General features: G+C 62.0%; 20 protein-coding genes. 7 read left to right on the top strand and 13 right to left on the bottom strand.

What is annotated here, in order from left to right:
• Window positions 1-61 precede the first annotated feature (61 nt).
• The 11 genes from nuoL to FGL86_RS04965 form a co-directional block, all read right to left on the bottom strand.
• Window positions 62-1,942, bottom strand: a complete 1,881-nt coding sequence (nuoL, locus tag FGL86_RS05015; RefSeq protein WP_147183571.1) for an NADH-quinone oxidoreductase subunit L — start codon at window positions 1,940-1,942, stop codon at window positions 62-64.
• A complete protein-coding gene (gene nuoK, locus FGL86_RS05010) occupies window positions 1,942-2,250 on the bottom strand; it encodes an NADH-quinone oxidoreductase subunit NuoK (protein ID WP_147183570.1) in 309 nt (102 codons plus the stop codon). The genes nuoL and nuoK overlap by 1 nt, the downstream gene beginning before the upstream one ends.
• Entirely contained in the window at window positions 2,247-2,840 is a 594-nt protein-coding gene (gene nuoJ, locus FGL86_RS05005; RefSeq protein ID WP_147183569.1) for an NADH-quinone oxidoreductase subunit J, read from the bottom strand. The genes nuoK and nuoJ overlap by 4 nt, the downstream gene beginning before the upstream one ends.
• Before the next feature lie 37 nt (window positions 2,841-2,877).
• On the bottom strand, window positions 2,878-3,417 hold the full coding sequence (gene nuoI / locus FGL86_RS05000; RefSeq protein ID WP_147183568.1) for an NADH-quinone oxidoreductase subunit NuoI: 540 nt from the start codon (window positions 3,415-3,417) through the stop codon (window positions 2,878-2,880).
• Window positions 3,418-3,445: 28 nt separating this feature from the next.
• The gene (gene nuoH / locus FGL86_RS04995; protein ID WP_147183567.1) at window positions 3,446-4,447 is read right to left on the bottom strand and encodes an NADH-quinone oxidoreductase subunit NuoH; all 1,002 of its coding nucleotides are present in this window, start codon (window positions 4,445-4,447) and stop codon (window positions 3,446-3,448) included.
• On the bottom strand, window positions 4,447-7,194 hold the full coding sequence (gene nuoG / locus FGL86_RS04990) for an NADH-quinone oxidoreductase subunit NuoG (RefSeq protein WP_147183566.1): 2,748 nt from the start codon (window positions 7,192-7,194) through the stop codon (window positions 4,447-4,449). Before nuoG ends, nuoH begins: the two co-directional genes overlap by 1 nt.
• An 87-nt stretch (window positions 7,195-7,281) precedes the next feature.
• Window positions 7,282-8,658, bottom strand: a complete 1,377-nt coding sequence (nuoF, locus tag FGL86_RS04985) for an NADH-quinone oxidoreductase subunit NuoF (protein WP_147183565.1) — start codon at window positions 8,656-8,658, stop codon at window positions 7,282-7,284.
• Window positions 8,655-9,209, bottom strand: a complete 555-nt coding sequence (gene nuoE / locus FGL86_RS04980; protein ID WP_147183564.1) for an NADH-quinone oxidoreductase subunit NuoE — start codon at window positions 9,207-9,209, stop codon at window positions 8,655-8,657. Before nuoE ends, nuoF begins: the two co-directional genes overlap by 4 nt.
• A 17-nt stretch (window positions 9,210-9,226) precedes the next feature.
• Window positions 9,227-11,023, bottom strand: coding sequence for an NADH-quinone oxidoreductase subunit C/D (nuoC, locus tag FGL86_RS04975; protein WP_147183563.1), 1,797 nt, complete (start codon window positions 11,021-11,023; stop codon window positions 9,227-9,229).
• Between the two features lie 68 nt (window positions 11,024-11,091).
• Window positions 11,092-11,772 carry an NADH-quinone oxidoreductase subunit B gene (locus FGL86_RS04970; protein WP_147183562.1) on the bottom strand — a complete coding sequence of 227 codons (681 nt, stop codon included), beginning with the start codon at window positions 11,770-11,772 and terminating at the stop codon, window positions 11,092-11,094.
• A gap of 37 nt (window positions 11,773-11,809) precedes the next feature.
• Window positions 11,810-12,268 carry an NADH-quinone oxidoreductase subunit A gene (locus FGL86_RS04965; RefSeq protein WP_147183561.1) on the bottom strand — a complete coding sequence of 153 codons (459 nt, stop codon included), beginning with the start codon at window positions 12,266-12,268 and terminating at the stop codon, window positions 11,810-11,812.
• A 329-nt stretch (window positions 12,269-12,597) separates the two neighbouring features.
• On the opposite strand from FGL86_RS04965, the gene thiD reads away from it, so the two are divergent.
• Together thiD and dtd are read left to right on the top strand one after the other, a co-directional pair.
• Window positions 12,598-13,437, top strand: coding sequence for a bifunctional hydroxymethylpyrimidine kinase/phosphomethylpyrimidine kinase (gene thiD, locus FGL86_RS04960; protein WP_147183560.1), 840 nt, complete (start codon window positions 12,598-12,600; stop codon window positions 13,435-13,437).
• A 7-nt stretch (window positions 13,438-13,444) separates the two neighbouring features.
• A complete protein-coding gene (dtd, locus tag FGL86_RS04955) occupies window positions 13,445-13,882 on the top strand; it encodes a D-aminoacyl-tRNA deacylase (protein ID WP_147183559.1) in 438 nt (145 codons plus the stop codon).
• A 40-nt stretch (window positions 13,883-13,922) separates the two neighbouring features.
• Here dtd and FGL86_RS04950 read toward each other — a convergent pair whose 3' ends face one another.
• Complete coding sequence (locus tag FGL86_RS04950) at window positions 13,923-15,884, bottom strand: ATP-binding cassette domain-containing protein (RefSeq protein ID WP_147183558.1); 1,962 nt, start codon at window positions 15,882-15,884, stop codon at window positions 13,923-13,925.
• Between the two features lie 50 nt (window positions 15,885-15,934).
• On the opposite strand from FGL86_RS04950, the gene FGL86_RS04945 reads away from it, so the two are divergent.
• From FGL86_RS04945 to FGL86_RS04935, 3 genes are all read left to right on the top strand, one after another.
• Complete coding sequence (locus FGL86_RS04945; RefSeq protein ID WP_147183557.1) at window positions 15,935-16,489, top strand: TIGR02444 family protein; 555 nt, start codon at window positions 15,935-15,937, stop codon at window positions 16,487-16,489.
• Window positions 16,490-16,658: 169 nt separating this feature from the next.
• Window positions 16,659-17,294, top strand: coding sequence for a TRAP transporter small permease (locus FGL86_RS04940; protein ID WP_147183556.1), 636 nt, complete (start codon window positions 16,659-16,661; stop codon window positions 17,292-17,294).
• Window positions 17,295-17,331: 37 nt separating this feature from the next.
• Window positions 17,332-18,615, top strand: a complete 1,284-nt coding sequence (locus tag FGL86_RS04935) for a TRAP transporter large permease (protein ID WP_147183555.1) — start codon at window positions 17,332-17,334, stop codon at window positions 18,613-18,615.
• Window positions 18,616-18,688: 73 nt separating this feature from the next.
• On the opposite strand, the gene dctP is transcribed toward FGL86_RS04935, so the two are convergent.
• On the bottom strand, window positions 18,689-19,717 hold the full coding sequence (dctP, locus tag FGL86_RS04930) for a TRAP transporter substrate-binding protein DctP (protein ID WP_147183554.1): 1,029 nt from the start codon (window positions 19,715-19,717) through the stop codon (window positions 18,689-18,691).
• A 223-nt stretch (window positions 19,718-19,940) separates the two neighbouring features.
• Here dctP and bamJ point away from each other — a divergent pair, with 223 nt between their 5' ends.
• Complete coding sequence (bamJ, locus tag FGL86_RS04925) at window positions 19,941-20,636, top strand: BamJ family beta-barrel-assembly machinery protein (protein ID WP_147183553.1); 696 nt, start codon at window positions 19,941-19,943, stop codon at window positions 20,634-20,636.
• Complete coding sequence (locus tag FGL86_RS04920; protein ID WP_147183552.1) at window positions 20,626-21,726, top strand: extracellular catalytic domain type 2 short-chain-length polyhydroxyalkanoate depolymerase; 1,101 nt, start codon at window positions 20,626-20,628, stop codon at window positions 21,724-21,726. Before bamJ ends, FGL86_RS04920 begins: the two co-directional genes overlap by 11 nt.
• The last annotated feature ends 10 nt before the right edge of the window (window positions 21,727-21,736 follow it).

The following is a 21,736-nucleotide window of genomic DNA, read 5'->3' as shown; positions in this document are numbered from 1 at the left end:
CCCTTTTCCTCGAACCCATTACCCATGAATGCCTGCACCCTTGTTTCAGCCGCCGGCCAGGCTAGATTGCCAGCGCCAGGGTCAGCAGTATCAGCGTGGCCCCCAGCACCATGGAGGTGGCGTAGTGGCGCAGCTTGCCATTCTGAGTCTTGGCTGCCCCGACGTGCAGAATCTGCACCAGTCGCGCGAAGGCGCGGAAGATGCCGTCCGCAAGATCACTTTGCAGCAGCCAGACCAGGGCGCGATAAGGCCACACCACCAGGCCGTTGAACAGCGCGTCGAAGCCCCAAGCCCGGTTCCACAAGGTCCAGAGTCCGCCTCCAAGACCCTTGCGGGACACCCGCGAGAGCCATGCCCGCTTGGCCACAAACAGCCAGGCGCCCAGCAAGAGTCCCAGAATCGCCACGCTGGCGGCGACGATTTCCAGTATCAGATACAAGGATTCGTCGCCTTCCGCCGGCGCCGGCAAGACCCGTTCCAAGGGTAGATCGATCCAGGCGCCGAGAAAGGTCGAGAGCACCGCCAGCACCACCAGGGGCAGGCCATGGGCCAGGCCGCGCCCGGCCTTGGCGTGATGCGCGTTGTGACTCCTGGCTCGGCCATGGAAGATGCCGACAATCAAGCGCAGGGTGTAAAGCGAAGTCAGGAAGGCGCCAATCAAGCCCGCCAGCAGCAGCCAGGGGTGTCCGGTCACCAGCTCCTGCCAGAGAATTTCATCCTTGCTGTAGAAGCCGGCGCTGACCAGCGGCAGGGCCGCCAGGGCGGCACCACCGACAATAAAGCCCATGTAGGCCATGGGCAGTTTCCGCCATAATCCGCCCAGGCGGCGCATATCCTGCTCGTGATGACAGCTGACGATCACCGCCCCGGCGGAAAGGAACAACAGCGCCTTGAAGAAGGCGTGGGTCATCAGATGGAAGATCGCCGCTTCATAGGCGCCGGCGCCCAGCGCCAGGAACATGTAGCCGATCTGACTCATGGTGGAATAGGCCAGCACCCGCTTGATGTCAGTCTGAGCCAGAGCGGCGAAGCCTGCCATCAGCAGGGTCAGGGCGCCGATCACCCCGGTGGTGTAAAGCGCCACCGGCGCCAGTTCGAACACCCCGTGCATGCGCGCGATCAGGTAGACCCCGGCGGTGACCATGGTGGCGGCATGGATCAGTGCGGAAACCGGCGTAGGGCCGGCCATGGCGTCCGCCAACCAGGTATGCAGCGGCAACTGAGCGGATTTCCCTAGGGCGCCGCCCAGCAGCAGGAAGGCGGCGATTTCCACCATGACGTCGCCGCGATTCCAAAGCTGCGGCGCAAGCTCGAGGATTTCGGCGATATCCAGGGTGCCCAGACGAGCGAACAGCAGAAACATGCCGATGGCCAGGAATACATCGCCGATGCGGGTGATGATGAAGGCCTTGAATCCCGCCCAGCCGTTGGCATTGTCCTGATAGTAGTAGCCGATCAGCAGATAGCTGCACATGCCGACGCCTTCCCAGCCTAGGAACAGCAGCAGCAGGTTGTCCCCCAGCACCAGCAGCACCATGCTGAAGACGAACAGGTTCATGTAGGTGTAGAAACGGGTGATACCCTCCTCGCCCCGCATGTACCAGGCGGCGAACAGGTGGATCAGAAAGCCCACCCCGGTGATGATGCCGAGCATGGTCAAGGATAGCCCGTCCAGAGCCAGCCCGATGGTGGGCTGAAAATCCCCCACGGCGATCCAGGTCCAGAGGGTAACGTCCTGAGCCTTTGGATCGGCGGCAAAGCCCAGCGCCAGCAGTGCCGTGGCCAAGGCGGCCAGGCCTACGCTGCCCACCCCCACCAGACTACTGGCCCGATAGCCCAGGGTGCCCCGGGAAAAAGCCAGGATCAACGTCCCCGCCAGGGGCAGCAGAAAAGTCAGCGCAAGAAGCAGCGCCGTCGAAGGCAACGAAGTCGTCAGTTCCATTATCCACGCATCCTGCTGGCCGCATCGATATCCAAGGACTTGAAGCGATGCTGCAGTTGAATCAGCAATGCCAGTCCCACGCTTGCCTCCGCCGCCGCCAGGGTGATCACCAGCAGAAACATGGCCTGGCCTTCCGGCTGGTTCCAGCCGGTACCGGCGACGATGAACGCAAGCCCGGCGGAATTGAGCATGATTTCAAGACTCATCAGCACGAAGATCATGTTGCGGCGAAACATCAGCCCCGCCAGCCCCAGGGCGAACAGCACCGCGGCCAATACCAGACCGTGCTCCATGGGTACGCCGTTCATAGACCCTCCTCGCGTGCGGATTGCGGAACCGACTCGGCGCCCGCGCTGGTCGACGGTTTCTTTTCGCCGGCCTTGCGCCCCTCGGCGGGGGCGGAATACGGCGTCAATCGCCCCACGTGAGAGGCGGTCACCAGCGCTGCCAGCAGCAGCAGCGCCCCCAGCTCCACCACCAGCAGCCAGGGGCCGAACAGAGTCGTGCCGACGGCCTTGGCGGTCAGCGGCTCACCCTCGATCATCATGCCCGCGTCGCCGCGCCATAGCGTGCCGATCAGTGTCAACAGCAGGAAGGCGGCCAGCAGCGAGGGGCCCAGCCAGGTGCGTGGATTCAACCAGGCCCGTTCCTGGGCCACCGCCGCCTGCCCCAGATTGAGCATCATCACCACGAACACGAACAGCACCATGATCGCCCCGGCGTAGACGATGATTTCCAGGGCGCCGGCAAAGGGCGCGCCCAGGGAGAAGAACACCATGGCCACCGCCAGCAGCGATACCACCAGGTACAGCACTCCGTGCACCGGATTGGGATTGGTGATGACTCCCAGGGTCGCCAGCACCGCGACCAGGCCGCTCAGGTAAAACGCAAATTCCATGTCCTCTCCTTCAGTCGCCGATGGCGTGCCAGGTCGTTCAGGGCAGCAGGGTGGTGACGTCGATCGGTTCCGCCTCGTTCTGCGCTCGTCCCTTGTCCTTGCCGGCGATGGCCAGCCCCGCCACCTTGTAGAAGTGGTAGTCGTGATCCTTTCCCGGACCGCTGATCAGAAGATCCTCTTTCTCGTACACCAGCTCCTGACGGCGGTATTCGCTCATCTCAAAGTCCGGCGTCAGTTGGATGGCGGAGGTCGGACAGGCCTCTTCGCACATGCCGCAAAAGATGCAGCGAGAGAAATTGATGCGGAAGAACTCCGGATACCAGCGGCCGTCTTCCTTCTCCCCTTTCTGCAGGGAAATGCAGTCCACGGGACAGGCCACGGCGCACAAGTTGCAAGCCACGCAGCGCTCCTCGCCGTCCGGGTCCCGGGTCAGCACGATACGCCCGCGATAGCGCGGCGGCAGAGGCACCTTTTCCTCGGGATAGTTGAGAGTCTCGCGCTTGCGAAAGCTGTGCATGAAGATCATGCCCAGGGTGCGCAGCTGAGACCAGGTGCCTTTCAAGAGCCCCTTGTACATGGCGGTTGCTCCTTGTTTGACAGTCGCTTCAAGCCGGTGCGGTGAGCAGGATCACCGCACCGGTCACCAGCAGATTGATCAGGGTCAGCGGCAGACAGACGATCCAGCCGAAGGTCATTACTCGGTCATAACGCGGCCGAGGCAGCGCAGCCCGCACCAGGATAAACAGCATCAGAAAAATGCTGGTCTTGAGCATGAACCAGACGATCGGCGGCAGCAGCGGTCCGTGCCAGCCGCCGAAGAACAGGGTCACGATCAGCGCCGACACCAGCAGCATGCCGACGTATTCGCCGATGAAGAACATGCCGAATTTCATGCTGGAGTATTCGACGTGGTAGCCATCCGCCAATTCCTGCTCCGCCTCCGGCTGATCGAAGGGGTGACGGTGAGTTACCGCAAAACCGGCAATCAAGAAGTTACAGAAACCGAGGAATTGGGGTATCACGAACCACAAGCCCTCCTGAGCGTTGACGATCTCACGCATGTTGAAGGAGCCGGCGACGGCTACTACCCCCATCAGCGAAAGCCCCATGAACACTTCGTAGGAGATCGTCTGCGCGGAGGAGCGCATGGCGCCGATCAGTGCGTACTTGTTGCCGCTGGACCAACCCCCCAGCAGCACCGCGTAGACGTTGACACCGCCCATGGCCAGGAAGAACAGCAGACCGATGTTCCAGTCCGCCACGCCCCAGCCCGGGGTGATAGGAATGATGATGAAGGACAACAGCAGCGACGCCATGGCGATGGCGGGGGCCAGCACGAAGATCGGCCGATCCGCGAAAGGCGGTATCCAGTCCTCCTTGAAGAAAATCTTGATCATGTCGGCGATCAACTGCAGGGAACCGAAGGGACCGACTCGGTTGGGGCCGTAGCGATCCTGCCACAGGCCCAGCAGCCGCCGCTCTACCACGGTGAGTACCGCGCCGATGAGAACCGCCGCCAGCAGAATGACCAGCGCTTGAATCATGGCGATAGCGATCTCCACCACCGCCGGCGTCAACCAGTCCGGGCGCAGTGCGACCCAATTCATTAGCGTACCTCCTCGACCGCAGCGGCGGTATCGAGCACCTTGAGACGCCCGCGCTCGCCGTTGACGAACTCGCTGCTGACTCCCGCCGGCACGCTGACGATACCGCTGGGCAGCTGCTCGTCGCAGCGCAGCGGCAGAGTCAGGCGAGCATCCTCGAGCTCCAGCGTCAATGACGCGCCCTCCTCGACCCCCAGTCGCTTGGCGTCCTCTCTCGACAGGCCAAGACTCGGGGATGCCGCGCGATCGCCGATGGGGGTGGATCGCGAGGAGTTTTCCTCGCCGCCGAACAGGCGCGGCAATACCAGCACCTGCCAGCTGTCCCGATCCGGCATGAAGGCCGTGGGGATATCGCTGGCATAGGCGTAGCTGCCCGGGCGCGGAGTCACCAGACGCGCGCCCGGATCGCCGGCCCGCAGATGACCGCCCACCTCGTCGGTGAACTTGTTCCAGGCCTGGGGGGAGTTCCAGCCCGGTGCCCAGGCGAAGGGCACTTCCTTGCGCGGCCGATCGAAACCACTGTATCCCTCCATGGAAAAGGCGAATGCCGTATCCGGATCCTGAGGAGCGCGGGGCTCGCTGACGCTGAGATTCGCCCGCATTGAGGTGCGCCCGCTGTAACGATGCGGGGCTCGAGCCAGCTTGACTCCCCGCACGCGATAGTCCGACCCTCGGGAAGCGACCAGAATCTCTGCCAGGGCGGGATAATCCCGGGCACAGGCCTCGGTCATGTCGTCCAGGGTGACGGCGCTGTCCGTGTCTCTTCGCAGGCTGGCACGCAAGGTATGCAGCCAGCGCCAGCTTTCGTGAATACGACATTCCGGGCGCAGGTAGCGCGGGTCGTAGACCTGAAAGAACCGCTGGGCGCGGCCTTCCATGTTGACCAGGGTGCCATCCGCCTCGGCGAAGCTGGCCGCCGGCAGGCCCAAGAGTGCCTGCTGCCAGGTACGGGTACGCTGATGATCCAGCACCACCAGCCTATCCGCCTTGCTCAGGGCAGCATCCACCCGAGCCTCCGGCAGCCGGGCGTAAAGGTCGTTTTCCAGCACCACCAGGGCGTCCGCGCGACCGTCGGCGACTTCATCCAGCGCCCATTCCAGGGGCTGGCCTCCGAGCATGGCAAGGCCGGTGCTGTTGGCTTCCCGGCGTACCAGCATCAGACCGGCGCGCTTGGCACGCCGGGACAGCGCTCGGGCGATGTTACCCGCCGCATCGAGTATCTGGGTGGACTCCAGGGAACCGCCGCTGATCACCAGCGGCTTTTCCGCTGCCATCAGCCGGCCGGCGACCGTATCGACGATTTCTTTTAATGCTTCATCAAGATCGTCGACCCGGGGGGAGTTTCCGTCGATGGCATTGGCGATGGCGAAACCTAGCCGAGCGATATCCTGCGGCGCCAGACGACGGCTGTCCGCGGCGATGCCGTCCAGCTGGGTGGCGGCGGGATAGGCGATATACAGCGGATGCCGGGCATCCTGGGCCAGTATCTTGACCGCTTCCGCGTTCCACTGCGGGATACCGCGCTCATCCGCCAAGGCGTCCCGGCGCCCCAGCACCGCCTGACGCACGCTCAGGGCCAGCCGCGCGGCGCTCTGAATCAGGTCCTCCCCCAGCACCAGCACCGCGTCGTGTTCTTCCACCTCGCGCAAGGTAGGAATCGGCAGGCCGCAGGACCGCTCGAGTTCCGCCATGTGCTCTAGGCAGGCCAGCTCCCGAGCGGCGATGCCGGTGGAGAAGTTCTCCCTGCCCACCAGCTTGATCAGCTGGTGATTGCTTTCCAGGCTGGCCCGAGGCGAACCGATACCGATCATTCGCTTGGCGCTGCGCAGCAGATCCGCGCCGCGATCCAGCGCCGGGTCCACCTCCAGAGTGACAGTCTCGTCTTCTCGCTCATTACGCCACTCCGGCTGCCGTGGTCGGTCCGCACGATTGACATAGCCATAGCCGAAGCGCCCACGGTCGCAGAGGAAATAGCGGTTGAGCTCGCCGTGGTAGCGGTTCTCGATACGTCGGATCTCGCCGTAGCGCTCTCCCGGGCTGATGTTGCAGCCCATGGCGCACTGATGGCAGATACTCGGCGCGAACTGCAGATCCCATTTGCGGGTGTAGTGATCCGAATGGGTCTGATCCGTGAACACACCGGTGGGACAGACTTCCGTCAGATTGCCGGAGAAAGGGCTTTCCAGGGTGCCTTCTCGATGGCGACCGAAATACAGATTGTTGTTCATGCCGAAGACGCCCAGATCCTTTCCACCGGCATAGTCGTCGTAGAAACGCACGCAGCGATAGCAGTTGATGCAGCGGTTCATCTCGTGGGCAATGAACGGCCCCAGATACTGGTTGCGGTGGGTGCGCTTGCGAAAGCGATAGCGCCGGCGGTCATGGTCGGTCATTACCGTCATGTCCTGCAGATGACAGTGACCGCCCTCCTCGCAGACCGGGCAATCGTGCGGGTGATAGGTCATCAGCCATTCGATGACGTTCTCGCGAAACGCCTTGGCTTCCTCGTCGTCGATGGCGATCCAGCTGTCGTCCGTGGCAGGGGTCATGCAGGACATCACCAGCTTGCCCTGGGTATCGTCCTTGTCCTTGTACTGCTTGACCGCGCACTGACGACAGGCACCGACACTGCCCATGGCCGGATGCCAGCAGAAATAGGGAATGTCCAGGCCCAGGGACAGGCAGGCGTGCAGCAGATTGTCTGCCCCGTCCACCTCGTAGGCCTTGCCGTCCACGTGAATCGTCGCCATCAGTCCCCTCCCTGCCCGGATATGGCCAGGCATGTCTGTAACCTGTCTCCCGGCACCTGAATCATGATTAATCTCATGCCTCTGCCCTCATACCTGTCCCACCGGGATCGGGTCCGCATGGGCGGCACGTTTCGGGTGCGAGATGCCCGCCTCGAAATCCGCGCGGAAATGCCGGATCGCGGACTCCAGCGGCATGGCCGCCCCGGGGGCGTGAGCGCAGAAGGTACGTCCGGGACCGAGATCCGTGGCGTGCTGCTCGAGGATCTCGATATCCCCCTGCTCCCCCTCGCCGCGCTCGATCGCCTGGAGAATCTTTACCGTCCAGGGCAGTCCGTCGCGGCAGGGCGTGCACCAGCCGCAGGACTCTCGAGCGAAGAACTGCTCCAGATTGCGCAGCAGCGAGATAACGCTCTGACGCTCGCTGACCACCGCCATCAATCCCGTGCCCATGCGGCTGCCGTACTCGCCGATGGTATCGAAATCCATCGCCAGATCGAGGTGTTCCGGCAGCAGAAAACCGGTACTGCCACCGCCGGGCAGCCAGGTCTTGAGGGTATGGCCCTCGCGCATGCCGCCGGCCCGCTCGAGGATTTCCCGACCGGTGGTGCCGATGGGCAGCTCCCACAGCCCCGGGCGCTCCACCAGGCCGGAGATTCCGTAGAGCTTGGTGCCGCCGTCTTCGCTCAGCCCGCCGGACAGGCCCTGATACCAGGCCGCGCCGTGCTGCATCACCGCCGGGGCGTTGCACAGGGTCTCGACGTTGTTGACCACCGTGGGCTTGCCCCAGGCACCGGACTGCCCCGGAAACGGCGGCTTGTTGCGGGGGTTGGCGCGCTTGCCTTCCAGGGAATTGATCAGGGCGGTTTCCTCGCCGCAGATATAGCGCCCGGCGCCGGTGTGCAGGGCGATATCGAAATCGAAGCCGCTGCCGGCGACATCATTTCCCAAAAGTCCCGCTTCGCGAGCCTCCTCGATGGCCAGGGCCACGGAGCGGGCCGCCTCGACGTATTCCCTTCGCAGGAAGACATAACCGTACTGGGAACGGTTGGCATAGCCTGCGATGATCATGCCCTCGATCAGCAGGTGCGGCTGCTGCTCCAGCAGCAGGCGATCCTTGAAGGTACCCGGCTCCATTTCATCCGCGTTGCAGAGCACATAGCCCCGAGGCAGATGATCTCCCACCTGGGTCAGGCTCCACTTGACCCCGGCGGAGAAGCCGCCGCCGCCCCGGCCGCGTACGTTGGCCTCCTTCATGATATCGATCACGTCGCCGGGGGAGTGCTGCTCCAGGGTGCGAATCGCGCCTTGATAGCCATCCTTCTGCCGATACTCGTCGAGGCCGATACGGGCGCCGTCCTGTCGCAGCCGCCAGGTCAGCGGATGGGTCTCCGCTCGGCGCTCCTCGGCGCCCTGGCGCAGCTGGCAGTGGTAGCGCAGCCGGGAATGCTCGGGTATGGCGTTCATGGATAGGCCTCCAGAAGTTCGCTCAGATCTTCCGGCGCGATGGGGCCGAAGGTATCTTCATCGATCATCATTGCCGGTCCTCGGTCGCAAGCCCCCAGGCAGCACACCGGCAGCAGGGTGAAGCGATTGTCCTCGGTGGTCTGGCCGAAGCGAATACCCAACTGTTCGCTCAGGGCGTCGCTAAGCTCTTCGTAGCCGGTCAGGAAACAGGAACTGCTGTCGCACAGCAGGATCACGTGCCGTCCCACCGGCTGACGGAAAATCAAGCTATAGAAGGTGGCGACGCCCTCCACGTCCGCCGGGCCGATGCCCAGGGTCTCGGCGATGGCGGGAATCGCCCCGTCCGGCACCCAGCCGTGGCGCTTCTGCACGATCTTCAGCGCCTCGATGCAGGCGGCCTGGGGCTGCTCGTAATGATCGCGCTCCGTGAGCATGGCGCGGCGGTCATCCCCGTGAAGGACGAAGCCGTCGCCGTCGGTGGCGATATTGCCGGCGGCGGTCGCGACAGCGACGGCGCTCGAACGGGTATCGGACATTTGCGTATCAGACATATGAGTACTAGACATAGTCAGCGGTCCACGTCGGCCATGACGAAATCGATACTGCCCAGGTGCGCGATCAGATCCGGCACGAAGCCGCCGCGCATCAGTTGGGGAATCTGCTGCAGATGCGGGAAACTCGGCGTGCGGATGCGCGTGCGATAGCTCATGGTGCTGCCGTCGCTGGTCAGGTAGTAGCTATTGATGCCCTTGGTCGCCTCGATCATCTGGAGCGACTCGTTGGGCTTGAGCACCGGCCCCCAGGATACCTGCAGGAAGTGGGTGATCAGTGTCTCGATATGCTGCAGCATCTTTTCCCGAGGCGGCGGCGTGGTCAGCGGATGGTCCGCCTTGTAATCACCCGCGGGCATGTGATCGATGCACTGCTGGATGATTCTCACACTCTGACGCATCTCCTCGATACGCAGCTGGCCGCGATCGAAGGCGTCGCCGTTGTGGCCCAGCGGTATCTCGAAATCGAAATTCTCGTAGCCGGAATAGGGACGCTTCTTGCGAAGGTCGAAGTCGCAGCCGGTGGCGCGCAGGTTGGGGCCGGTCACGCCCCAGGCTAGGGCGTTGGCGGTATCGAAGGCGGCGATATGCTTGGTGCGATCGCGCACCAAGGAATTTTCCATCATTGCCCGCTCGTATTCGTCGAGACGCTTGGGCATCCAATCCACGAAACCCTGCATTAGCTTATCCCAGCCCTTCGGCAGATCCTGCATTGTGCCGCCGATGCGATACCAGGCCGGGTGCATACGAAAACCGGTGATGGCCTCGATCACGTCATAGGCCTTCTGTCGATCAGTAAAGGTGAAGAATACCGGCGACATGGCGCCAAGATCCTGCAGATAGGTACCCAGGAATAGCAGGTGGCTGGTGATGCGGAACACTTCCGCCATCATCACACGAATGGTCTGAGCACGCTCCGTCACCTGAATGCCCGCGAGCTTCTCCACCGCCAGCACATAGGGCAGGTTGTTCATCACCCCGCCCACGTAGTCGATGCGGTCGGTATAGGGAATGAAGCTGTGCCAGGACTGGCGCTCCGCCATCTTTTCCGCGCCCCGATGGTGATAGCCGATATCCGGCACACAGTCGATGATTTCCTCCCCGTCGAGCTGCAGTACGATACGAAAGGCGCCGTGGGCGGAAGGGTGGTTGGGCCCCAGGTTCAGGAACATGAACTCGGTGTCGTCGTTTCGCCGACGCATTCCCCAATCTTCCGGCTTGAACTTGAGCGCCTGCTGCTCCTTGTCCTGACCTTCCACGGTCAGAGTGTAAGGGTCGAACTCCGTGGCTCGGGCATGATGGTCCTTGCGCAGCGGATGGCCCTGCCAGGTAGGCGGCATCAGGATACGGTACAGGTTCGGATGACCCTCGAAATGAATACCGAACATGTCCCAGGCTTCCCGCTCGTACCAGTTGGCGTTGGGATAGATGGCGATCACCGTGGGCAAGACTGGATCCTGCTCGGAAAGCGCCACCTTGAGCATGATATCGCGGTTGCCGGAGACGGAAAGCAGCTGGTAGAACACCGTGAAATCCGCATCCGGCAAGCCTTCGCGATAGCCGCGCAGCCGCTCGTCGGTGACGGACAGGTCGAACAGCATTTCAAAAGGCTGCGGAAGGCGCCGTAAGGTATCCAGCACCTCGACCAGGGCACCACGAGTCACCCAGAGTACCGGCATGCCGGTCAGGGTCGCTTGCTGGAAAAGTACCTGGTCGCCGAAGCGCGCGATCAATTTCTCGACGAGAGAGTCGTTATCGGCTGACCCACCGCGGCGGATATCGACGGCACTGGAAGCGGGGTTCTCGACGCTCATGGCAACGGAAATTCTCTCTAAAGGTAAGTGGCTCGATGGGCGAATCAGCTACTGTCTCGACGACTGTCTCAGATGCTGTCCGGGGTACGCAGCTCCGTGGCCTGGATACGCTGGTCTCGATGCTTCTCTCGCTGGGAGGGCATCTCCGCTCGGTAGACGCCCTGGTCACCCACCACCCAGGAAAGCGGCCGCCGCTCTTCCTGAATCGAATCCTGGAGCAGCTGAAGCCCCTGCAGAAAGGCCTCGGGCCTGGGCGGGCAACCGGGCACGTAGACATCCACCGGCAGAAACTTGTCGACACCCTGCACCACGGAATAGATATCGTACATGCCGCCGGAGTTGGCGCAGGAGCCCATGGAAATCACCCACTTGGGTTCGAGCATCTGGTCATAGAGCTGCTGTATGACCGGCGCCATCTTCAAAAAGCAGGTGCCGGCGATGACCATGAAGTCCGCCTGGCGCGGGGAGGCGCGGATGACTTCCGCACCGAAGCGCGCGATATCGTGGGGGGCGGTGAAGGCGGTGGTCATCTCCACATAGCAGCAGGAGAGCCCGAAGTTATAGGGCCACAAAGAATTCTTGCGCCCCCAGTTGACCGCGGAGTTGAGCACCTCTTCGAGCTTGCCGGTGAACACGCTGCGGTGCACCTGCTGCTTCATCGGATCCTCGACGCGCTGACGCTTGCCCAATGGGTATTGAGCATTTTCCGCCGCCGCCGCATCGTCTGCCCGAGTCAGGGTATATGCCATGAAGTTTCTCCCGCCTGAAACACGTTGAAGGCAGTATCTAACGCTGCTGCTGAGTCTCGCTCGGGGCACGCCTTGCCTGCGCCTTGCCGGACGACCCCCGGTGTAGCTTGTCGCTGCCCTGAGGCGCCCAACTGAGGGCGCCGACTCGACTATCGTAAATCAGACCCGCCAACAGAATAATGATGAAGATTGCCGCCCCCCAGAATCCCGCCCAGCCGACCTCACGCACGGAAATCGCCCAGGCGAACAGGAAAACCGCTTCGATATCGAAGATCACGAAGAGCATCGCGACCATATAGAACTGGATGGAAAAGCGCTGGCGCGCGCTGCCGGCACCGATGATGCCGCTTTCGAAGGGAATATTCTTGCTGCGGCCTTGGCTTCGCCCACCGAGCAGGCTGGCGGCGATGATCATGAAGGCACAAAGGGCGATTACCGCGAAAACAAAGAATCCAATGGCCCAGTATTCGGCGAGCAGTGAGGTGGCATCATTCATGACATGGCTGTCCCGGTCGATGATGGATCGTGGGAACGCCTTCTGTCGGGCGATGATCGATCCGTCGATTGCCTCTTACGCCGTTGTCGCTCGGCGAGTCCATAGCGTAACGCAAAAAAACGATATATTCATCCTAACGATTAGCCTGCAACAAACAGCGCGGCGCTAGCATAAGCAACTACCTGACGCTGCCCTAGGATGTCGCTTGCTCAAGTGAAAGGCAAGGCTCCTGCTCCCGTCCCGGCAATATTTCCTCAGTAGTCAGGCTCACGATGCTTGAGTAGGCTAGAGATATCTCTCTCGCCTACTCATATAGACAATGAGACCTTATGAAGCAGCGTATCGACACAGCCCCCGCTTCCCGCGAAGCCACGATTGCCAACGTCCTGACCATCGCCGGCTCCGACCCCAGCGGCGGCGCCGGCATTCAGGCGGACCTCAAGACCTTTTCCGCGCTGGGCACCTACGGCACCAGCGTCATTACCGCGCTTACCGCCCAGAACACCCAAGGCGTCAAGGGCGTTTTTCCCGTCCCGGCGGACTTTATTGCGATCCAGCTCAAGACCCTGCTGGAAGATGTGCCCATCACCGCAGTAAAAATCGGCATGGTGGCAAGCCGAGAGGTGGCGGAGACGATTCGCGACGTCCTGGCCAAGTCTCCGCCCCGCTGGATCGTGCTAGACCCGGTAATGGTGGCGAAAAGCGGCGACACCCTGGTCGACGAGAAAGGCATTCGAGCAGTGCGGGAGATCCTCGTGCCCCTTTCGGATCTGATCACGCCAAATTTGCCGGAGGCATCAATGCTGCTGGACAAGCCGACACCCACAAGCCGTCGGGACATGGAGGCGTTGAGTGCCGATCTGACCGGGCTGGGCGCCGCCAATGTCCTGCTCAAGGGGGGGCATCTTCACGACGAGGGCTGCCCGGACCTATTGATTCAGGAAACGTCGTTTCGCTGGCTCGAAGGCCCGCGTATCGAGACACGAAATCTTCACGGCACCGGCTGCTCCCTGTCTTCCGCCATCGCCGCCTGTCTGGCCAAGGGTCAGGATGTGCCCGACGCGGTGGAAACCGCCAAGCAGTGGCTGGGTGAAGCCTTGAAGGCCAGCCATCGACTGAGCGTCGGTAGCGGTCAAGGGCCGGTGCATCATTTTCATGCCTGGTGGTAGAAACGCGATGAAAGCCTTGATCCAGCGGGTTCGCCAGGCACAGGTCGCCGTCGACGGCAAGCCGATAGGCGCCATCGAGCAAGGACTGGTCGCCCTGATCGGCATCGACAAGGGTGACGACGAGACCAAGGCGGAAAAACTGCTTCACAAGCTACTGAACTATCGTGTATTCAGCGACGATGACGGCAAGATGAACCTCGACCTGCGGCAAATCGATGGCGGTTTGCTGCTGGTGTCCCAGTTCACCCTGTCCGCGGATACCCGCAAGGGGCTACGCCCGAGCTTTTCCAGCGCCGCTCCACCGGCGGAGGGGGAGCGGCTTTTCAACTATCTGGTCGAGAAGGCGCGCGGCCAGTGGGACAAGGTCGCCACCGGCGAATTCGGCGCGGACATGCAGGTCAGCCTGGTCAACGACGGCCCGGTGACCTTTTTGCTGGAAAGCTGAAGGCTGAAAGCCGGCACTTCGAGGCCTTGTCCTGCAAACCTCAAGCGTCGGTCTCCAACGCCTGCTGCAGCTGTTCCAGCGCCTCCTCCGCTTCCAGCCAGGCGTGTTCCAAAGCGTCGTGCCGGGCGGCGAGCTCGCCTTGGCGAGCCAGGCTATCGGTAAGCTCCTGCTTGCGCGAAGCCTCGGTATAGAGCGCCGGGTCCGCCAGCTGCGACTCCACCCGGGCGAGCTCTTGCGCGACTCGTTCCATTTCCCGTTCCACCTTGTCCCGCTGACGCTTCAGGGGCTTGAGCTTTTCCCGGCGCTGGGCGGCGGCCTGACGCGCCGCCTTGCGATCCGTCTTTTCTTCCATTTTTTCTTTCGCCGTGCCGCCAGACGAAACGGTTTTTTCCTGGCGTGCGTCCCGGCGCTGACCTTCCAGCCGCGCCTTGAGCCAGGCGCGGTAATCCTCCAGGTCGCCATCGAAAGGTTCGAGACGGTGATCCGCCACCCGCCAGAACTCGTCCACCGTGGCCCGCAGCAGATGCCGATCGTGGGACACCAGGATCACGCTGCCCTCGAAGGCGGCCAGGGCCTCGGTCAAGGCCTCGCGCATGTCCAGATCCAGGTGGTTGGTGGGCTCGTCCAGCAGCAGCAGATTGGGCTTTTCCCAGGCTACCAGGGCCAGGGCCAGCCGTGCCTTCTCGCCGCCGGAGAAGCGCGCCACCTCGCCGAATACCGCATCCCCGGGAAAGCCGAAACCGCCCAGGAAGTTGCGGATCTCCTGCTCGCTGGCGGTCGGCGAGAGTCGCTGCACGTGCAGGAAGGGCGTGGCGGTAATATCCAGGCCTTCCAGCTGATGCTGGGCGAAATAGCCGATCTTGAGATGCTCGCCGGGAATGCGCTTGCCCGCCAGTAGCGCAAGCTCCCCGGTCAAGGACTTGATCAGGGTGGACTTGCCCGCCCCGTTGGGACCCAGCAGACCGATACGCTGGCCAGGCAGCAGCGTCAACTTAACTCCGTCGAGCTGCACGGCTTCCCGGCCCGCCGCGTCGCGATAGCCCAGCCGCGCCTGGTCGAGCACCAGCAGCGGATGCGAAGTCTTGTCCGCCGCCGGCAAGGTAAAACGAAAGGGGGAATCGATATGCGCCACGGCGATGGTTTCCATGCGCTCGAGCATCTTCAGCCGGCTCTGGGCCTGGCGCGCCTTGGTGGCCTGGGCGCGAAAGCGCGCCACGAAGCCCTCGATCTCCTCCCTGCGCGCCTGCTGCTTGGCGGCCTGGGCCTGCTGCTGAGCGAATTTCTCCGCCCGAGCGTGTTCGAAGGCGCTGTAGTTGCCTCGATGAAGCGTCAGTTTTCGCTGATCGAAATGCACGATATGTCCGCACACCGCATCGAGAAAATCCCGATCGTGAGAGATCAGCAAAAGCGTGCCCGGGTAGCGTATCAACCACTGCTCGAGCCACAACAGAGCGTCGAGGTCCAGGTGGTTGGTGGGCTCATCCAGCAGCAGCAGGTCCGAAGGCATGAACAGGGTCCGCGCCAGGTTGACCCGCATTCGCCAGCCGCCGGAAAAATCCGCCAGAGGACGCTCGAGATCCCGTTGGTCGAACCCTAGCCCCACCAGCAGCTGGGCGGCCCTTGCCGGAGCGCTGTAGCCATCCAGAGTTTCGATATGGCCGTGCAGCTCCGCCTCCCGGTGCGCATCTCCCGCCGCCTGGGCGTCTTTTAGCGCCCGTTCCGTGTCCCGCAGCGCCCTATCGCCATCCAGCACGTAATCCTTGATGCCACGCGCCAGGGCAGCCACTTCCTGATCCATGTGAGCGATGCGCTGGCCCCCGGAAAGCTCGACCTCGCCCTTGTCCGGCGCGAGTTCTCCCAGCAGCAGCTTGAACAGGCTCGACTTGCCGGCGCCGTTGGCACCCACGATACCGACCTTGTAGCCATCGTGCAGGGTCAGGTCGGTATCCTCGAGCAGCATCTGCTTGCCACGTTGCAGCCCGAGTTGACGCAGTGCGATCATGCCTGACCCCCAGTCAATATTTGAAAAACAGGTTTCGAAGAACCGAAAAAATGAGCCTGAATTCTACCCAATTACGCGAGCATTTGCGGCATTTGACGGCGACCGGCGGCCCGAGCTGGAGACTGCCGCTCTGGGACTACGCCCTGGCGCTTTACGCCAAGGACGGCGTCGCTGCGGCCTGCCTGCATCTGCAGGATGAGTTCGGCGCGGATGTCTGCGAACTGCTGTGGATCTGCTGGCTGGCCTGTCACGACCTGGCTCCGGGCCGGGATGCACCGCTTGTGCTTGCGCCGGTACGTGATTGGCAGCAGGAGACCACTCAGCCGCTGCGCGACCTGCGCCGGCGGCTCAAGCCTCAGGCCGTGACGTCTGGTCTTGAGTCGCTGCGTGAAACCGTCAAGCGTGCGGAACTGCAATCCGAGCGCGAAACCCTGCTGCGCTTGCAGCGCTTGAGCGACCGGGCCCAGGGAATACGCCTGCTGGAGCCGCATGACCCCGCGCTGGCCGCGCGACTTTTCGAGTGGCTACCTGCCAGCGATAAAAATGCCAGGCAGCCATTGGCCATTCTCGAAACCCGCTTCGATCGTCCAATGGTTGAACCTTGACCGCTAGTCGAGTTTCGATAAACCTTGTAAGTTCTAAAGAGAGACAACAAACATCGCAAATTGACCTTTATGCACCGTTCATCAGGAGCCGCGACCCCACATCCAGCGAGCTTCGATTCGACCACCGCCGTTCTTCCGCGCTCGGCACGCCATCAGGTGAAGCAGCGACATGAGCCAACAACAATTATCCGAAGATAAAAAAACACCCGGGCGAGACAACGGTTTCATACGTGCTCTGGGCGGGCTCAATCTCGTTCTCGGCGCCATCGAAAAATGGATCATCATCATCTGCGTGCTCGCCATGGCACTGCTGATGAGCGGTCATGTCGTAGGCAATCTACTCTTCCAGCAGGGCATTCCCGGGACCTATGAGGTTACCGAGATGTTTATCGTGGTGATCACCTTCGTGGGAGTCGGTTACGCGGCGCGGCATTCGCGCCATATCAGCATGACCGCCATTTACGACCAGCTCAGCGGTCGGCTACGCAAGGCCTTGCTGATCGTCCTTTGCCTCGGTACCGCGGCGCTGATGTTCTATTTTGCCTACAAGTCGGTGGACTACGTCGTGACGTTACAAGAGCGAGGCCGGACCAGCGCGGCGCTGGGCATTCCCATGTGGATGGTCTATCTCGCCCTGCCCATCGGCTTCACTCTTGCCGGCATCCAGTATCTTTTGACCACGGCGCGCAATCTCGTGAGCCAGGATATCTATCGCTCCTTCACCGAGAAGGAAGAATATGACGAGCTTCCCGAAGAAGACCCCGACCTGTCTCACACCGACGACGACAATCGGCGCGATGCTTGATCGATCCCCTCAACAACAATAACGCAAGGAGCCTTTCATGCTGACCTGGCTAGTTTTGATCATGCTCGTGCTGCTGCTGCTCGGTTTTCCCATGATGGTGCCGCTGGCGGTGGGAATGCTGTACATGATGTTCACGGGAATGACCTTCTTCGGGCCCGACCAGGCGGTCAGCTGGATGATCAGCGGAGTGGGCAGCTGGGTGCTGGCGGCGGTCCCCATGTTCATCTTCGCCGCGGACATCCTGACCAAGGGCCATACCGCCAACCGCCTGCTGGATCTGGTCGATTCCTTCACGCGCCACTTGCGAGGCGGCCTGCCCATTACTACCGCCGCGTCCTGCGCCCTGTTCGGCGCCGTCTCCGGCTCGACTCAGGCCACGGTGGTCGCCATGGGCGGACCGATGCGTCCGCGCCTGCTGGCCAAAGGCTATTCGGATCATTTCACCCTGGCATTGATCATCAACGCCAGCGATATCGCCCTGCTGATTCCACCGAGCATCGGCTTCATCATCTACGGGGTGGTAATGAAGACCTCCATCGGCGATCTGTTTCTCGCCGGCATTCTACCCGGCTTGCTGATCCTGGTGATGTTCGCGATCTACTGCTACATCGATGCTCGCGTCAAGGGTATCGAACCCGAACCTCGCGCCAGCTGGGGCGAGCGTCTCAAGGCGCTGCGCCGGACCATTCTGCCTCTGGGCTTTCCGGTGCTGGTGGTCGGCGGCATCTATGGCGGCTTCTTCAGCGCCGTCGAGGCTTCCGCCGTGGCGGTAGCCTATGCGCTGCTGCTGGAGGTGGTGATCTATCGCCAGGTCTCGATTCGCGATCTCGGCGGCCTGGCGCTATCCACCGGCATGATCACCGCCGTGGTCTTCATTCTCGTCGCCATCGGCGCGGCGTTTTCCCAGACGCTGGGTACCGCGGGCATTCCCGAGCAGATTCTCGGTCCGGTCATCGATCATATCGGTGACAACCAGGTGCTCGCCCTGTCGCTGATCGCCGCCGCCTTCTTCGTCGGCTGCATGTTCGTCGACCCGATCGTGGTCATTCTGATCCTGGTGCCGATTTTCAAGCCGCTGGTACAGTCCACGGGCCTGGACCCGGTACACGTCGGGGTCATCGTCACCCTGCAGGCGGCCATCGGCTCCGCCACGCCGCCCTTTGGCTGCGACATCTTTACCGCCATCGCCGTCTTTCGCCGGCCCTATCTGGATGTGATTCGAGGTACGCCGCCGTTTGTCGCCATCCTGCTGCTGGCCACGCTCATTTTGATTCTGTTTCCGCAGATTTCGCTGCTGCTGCCTTCCCTGGGCGGTGATTGAGCACAAAAAACCGGGGGCATCCGCCCCCGGTTGATTTGACACTTAAAGCCTGTTCTTGCTTCAAGCCAGCGTTTTACTGAGCTGAACCGCCGGTGGCGGATTCGACCTGCTCAAGCAGCGTGTTGAGTGCCTGTTCTCCCAGTTCGCCGACATCGTCGACAAAGGTCTGGCGCACCGGTTCGGCCAACTCACGGAACTGCTCGCGCTCCTCATCGCTCAGTTCGATGATTTCGATATTGCCTTTCTCCTTGATGGTTTCCAGGCGCTCCTCGTTGAACTTGCTCTGGATATCGTGACCGATCTGCACCAACTCGTCGGTGGTTTCCTCGATCATCTGCTGCTGGTCTTCAGACAGGCCTTCATACCAGTCGAGGTTGGCGATGAGATTGGCAACGAACTGCGACTGCTTGGCGAAGATCATATAGTCCTGGACTTCATAGAAGCCCATTTCCTCATGAGCGAACACCGGCTGAATGTTGCCGTCCGCCTGACCCTGCTGAAGGGCGCTGTAGAGTTCGCCGTAGGCAATGGTGATCGGCGAGGCGCCGTAGGCTTCATAGGTCGCACGCAGCAGACTATTGTCCATCACGCGAATCTGCAGATTCTCTATATCCTCGGGAGTACGAATCTCGCGGTTGGCGGTCCATACCTGATAGCCTTCAGGCAACGCGGCCAGCGGTACCAGGCCGCGATTGCGGTATGCCTGCTGCCAGGCATCGCTTTTCATGAAGGCGTCGGAATTGAGTATCTTGGCGGTTTCAAGCTGATCTTCCGGCATGACGAAGTTCAAGCTCATCAACTGGCTTTCCGGTACGGTGCCGCCGAGAAAACCGGAACCGAAACCAATCGGAATGGAGCCGCTTTGAATCGCATCGTAGAGGGTCGAGTAGTCGGATCCCCACTTGCCGTAAGGCAGCAACTGAACGGTAACATCGCCGTCGCTCTTTTCCTCGATCAGCCGCTTGAACTCTTCGGCATAGCCGTGCTGAACGCTGCCTTCAATCTCCTCAAGTCCGAAACGCCAGGTTTCGGCGTTAGCCGAGGCGGCCATGCCGGCCAGCCCGAGTGCGGTCATGCTGATAACGAGTTTGCGCAACTTCATGGCAATTCCCTGTGTTGTTGATGTAGTTTCAGAAAAGAGCATAGCCCTACTAATGTCAAATCAACGCAGCGCCTGAAAAATCCCGTTCGACCGGGTGAGTGCGGGTCTCGGCATGGTCTGTCGCCCCAGCTTGATGGTATAAACGTAAGCAGTCAGCAGCGGAACCCAAAGGCCTCGAAGAAGTCCGACAGGTCTTCCCATCGCAACGAGTTAAGGATCTTTCATGAAGAGACTGGTATGTGTCGCCGTTCTCGGTACGTTTCTAAGCGCCGCCCCCTGGGTGCTGGCTGCCCCGGAAAGCGATCAGGAAAAGCTCGGCTACAGCCTGGGGGTTACCCTTGGGCAAAGCCTGAAGCAGGACGTAGCGGACTTGAACCTCGATTCCTTCACTCAAGCCATCAAGGATGTCTATGCCGGTGACGACCTGGCCATGAGCGAAGAAGAGATGGCCGCGACTTTGCAGCAATTCCAGCAGCAGGCCATGGAAGAGCAGCGCGCCAAGTCGGAGGAAGAGGCTGCCGCCAACCTTGCCGCCGGCGAGAAGTTTTTGGCGGAAAACGCCGACAAGGAGGACGTCAAGGTCACGGATTCCGGGCTGCAATACAAGGTGCTGGAAGAAGGCGAAGGCGAGTCACCGAACGAGGACTCCACCGTCGAGGTGCACTACGAAGGCAAGCTGCTCGACGACACCGTCTTCGACAGTTCCTACCAGCGCGGCGAACCGGTGAGCTTCCGAGTCGGTCAGGTCATCGAAGGCTGGCAGGAAGCGCTCAAGATGATGAAACCGGGCGCCACCTGGATGATCTACATTCCGGCGGAACTGGGTTATGGCGCTCAGGGTCAAGGTCCCATCGGGCCCAACGAAACGTTGATCTTCAAGGTTGAACTGCTGGACGTCGATGCGGACGATGCATCGTAATTTCGCACTCGCGATCCTGAGCGCAGGGCTGGGGCTTTGTGCCTCCGCCCTCGCCGAGGAAGAGCCCCCTTCTCTTGAAAGCCTCCACATCGACCCGGATCGCATCAGCGTGATGGGAGTTTCCTCCGGGGGCTATATGGCGACCCAGCTGGCGGTGGCCTATCCCGAGGTGTTCAGTGGCCTGGGCGTCTTTGCCGCCGGCCCCTGGGGCTGTTCCCAAGGCGAGCTTAGCCGGGCGCTGCGTCAGTGCATGGCCATCGGTCGAGGCCTGCCGTCTCTCGCCGAGCTCGATGCTCGCCTGGAGGACTATCGGCGTCGCGACCTGCTCGGCGAGGCGAATGCGCTGGCGAAGCAGCGAGTCTATCTATGGCAGGGCGAGGACGACGAGGTCGTGCAGCCGCAGCTGGGCGCGGCGCTGGCTCGCCAGTATTCGCGCTGGCTGACGGACAGCGACAGCCAGCTCAAGCTCGAACTGGCGGAAGGCGCCAATCATGGCTGGCCGGTGGCGAGGGAGCGCATCGACGACCCCGCCCTGCTGGTGAACTGCCGGGCCAAAGGAGCTCCTTACCTGCTGGACTGCGGTAGCGACGGCGCGGGCCGGGCACTTGGCTGGCTGTATGGCGATCTGGCTGCGCCCAGCGAGGAGCGCCAGGGCAACCTACGGGAATTCGATCAGGAGCCCTTCGATGACGGCCTGGCAGAGCGCGGCTATCTATACGTCCCGGAAAGCTGCGCGCAGGGAAAGGAATGTGGTCTGGTCATGGCACTGCACGGCTGTCGCATGAGCAGCGAACAGATCGGCGAGCAGTTCGTCAGAAACAGCGGCCTCGATGCCTGGGCGGACACCAACCGCCTGGTGGTGATTTATCCTCAGGCCACTCCCAGCTTGCCGAACCCCCTGGGCTGCTGGGACTGGTGGGGCTATGAGGAAAGCATGTGGCAGCCAAGCCCGTTGCATGACAGCCGCGACGGCGAACAGCTTGGCGCCCTGATGAGGATGATTCGTCAGCTTGCCGGTCTATCCGGCAACGTTTCTGCCGACAATGTTTCTGCCGACCATGCCTCTGACGCCGAGGGTTCGGCGCAGTAAATCACGCGCC

It is taken from the genome of Pistricoccus aurantiacus (assembly GCF_007954585.1).
Taxonomy (GTDB): Bacteria; Pseudomonadota; Gammaproteobacteria; order Pseudomonadales; family Halomonadaceae; genus Pistricoccus; species Pistricoccus aurantiacus.
Note: the sequence above shows the minus strand (reverse complement) of the source record. Positions and strands in the feature narration are given on the sequence as shown.

Excerpts from the sequence above, each read along its gene's own strand:
- nuoL (WP_147183571.1), bottom strand. The coding sequence starts at position 1,942 with ATGGAACTGACGACTTCGTTGCCTTCGACGGCGCTGCTTCTTGCGCTG.
- nuoK (WP_147183570.1), bottom strand. The coding sequence starts at position 2,250 with ATGAACGGCGTACCCATGGAGCACGGTCTGGTATTGGCCGCGGTGCTG.
- nuoJ (WP_147183569.1), bottom strand. The coding sequence starts at position 2,840 with ATGGAATTTGCGTTTTACCTGAGCGGCCTGGTCGCGGTGCTGGCGACC.
- nuoI (WP_147183568.1), bottom strand. The coding sequence starts at position 3,417 with ATGTACAAGGGGCTCTTGAAAGGCACCTGGTCTCAGCTGCGCACCCTG.
- nuoH (WP_147183567.1), bottom strand. The coding sequence starts at position 4,447 with ATGAATTGGGTCGCACTGCGCCCGGACTGGTTGACGCCGGCGGTGGTG.
- nuoG (WP_147183566.1), bottom strand. The coding sequence starts at position 7,194 with ATGGCGACGATTCACGTGGACGGCAAGGCCTACGAGGTGGACGGGGCA.
- nuoF (WP_147183565.1), bottom strand. The coding sequence starts at position 8,658 with ATGAACGCCATACCCGAGCATTCCCGGCTGCGCTACCACTGCCAGCTG.
- nuoE (WP_147183564.1), bottom strand. The coding sequence starts at position 9,209 with ATGTCTGATACGCAAATGTCCGATACCCGTTCGAGCGCCGTCGCTGTC.
- nuoC (WP_147183563.1), bottom strand. The coding sequence starts at position 11,023 with ATGAGCGTCGAGAACCCCGCTTCCAGTGCCGTCGATATCCGCCGCGGT.
- FGL86_RS04970 (WP_147183562.1), bottom strand. The coding sequence starts at position 11,772 with ATGGCATATACCCTGACTCGGGCAGACGATGCGGCGGCGGCGGAAAAT.
- FGL86_RS04965 (WP_147183561.1), bottom strand. The coding sequence starts at position 12,268 with ATGAATGATGCCACCTCACTGCTCGCCGAATACTGGGCCATTGGATTC.
- thiD (WP_147183560.1), top strand. The coding sequence starts at position 12,598 with ATGAAGCAGCGTATCGACACAGCCCCCGCTTCCCGCGAAGCCACGATT.
- dtd (WP_147183559.1), top strand. The coding sequence starts at position 13,445 with ATGAAAGCCTTGATCCAGCGGGTTCGCCAGGCACAGGTCGCCGTCGAC.
- FGL86_RS04950 (WP_147183558.1), bottom strand. The coding sequence starts at position 15,884 with ATGATCGCACTGCGTCAACTCGGGCTGCAACGTGGCAAGCAGATGCTG.
- FGL86_RS04945 (WP_147183557.1), top strand. The coding sequence starts at position 15,935 with ATGAGCCTGAATTCTACCCAATTACGCGAGCATTTGCGGCATTTGACG.
- FGL86_RS04940 (WP_147183556.1), top strand. The coding sequence starts at position 16,659 with ATGAGCCAACAACAATTATCCGAAGATAAAAAAACACCCGGGCGAGAC.
- FGL86_RS04935 (WP_147183555.1), top strand. The coding sequence starts at position 17,332 with ATGCTGACCTGGCTAGTTTTGATCATGCTCGTGCTGCTGCTGCTCGGT.
- dctP (WP_147183554.1), bottom strand. The coding sequence starts at position 19,717 with ATGAAGTTGCGCAAACTCGTTATCAGCATGACCGCACTCGGGCTGGCC.
- bamJ (WP_147183553.1), top strand. The coding sequence starts at position 19,941 with ATGAAGAGACTGGTATGTGTCGCCGTTCTCGGTACGTTTCTAAGCGCC.
- FGL86_RS04920 (WP_147183552.1), top strand. The coding sequence starts at position 20,626 with ATGCATCGTAATTTCGCACTCGCGATCCTGAGCGCAGGGCTGGGGCTT.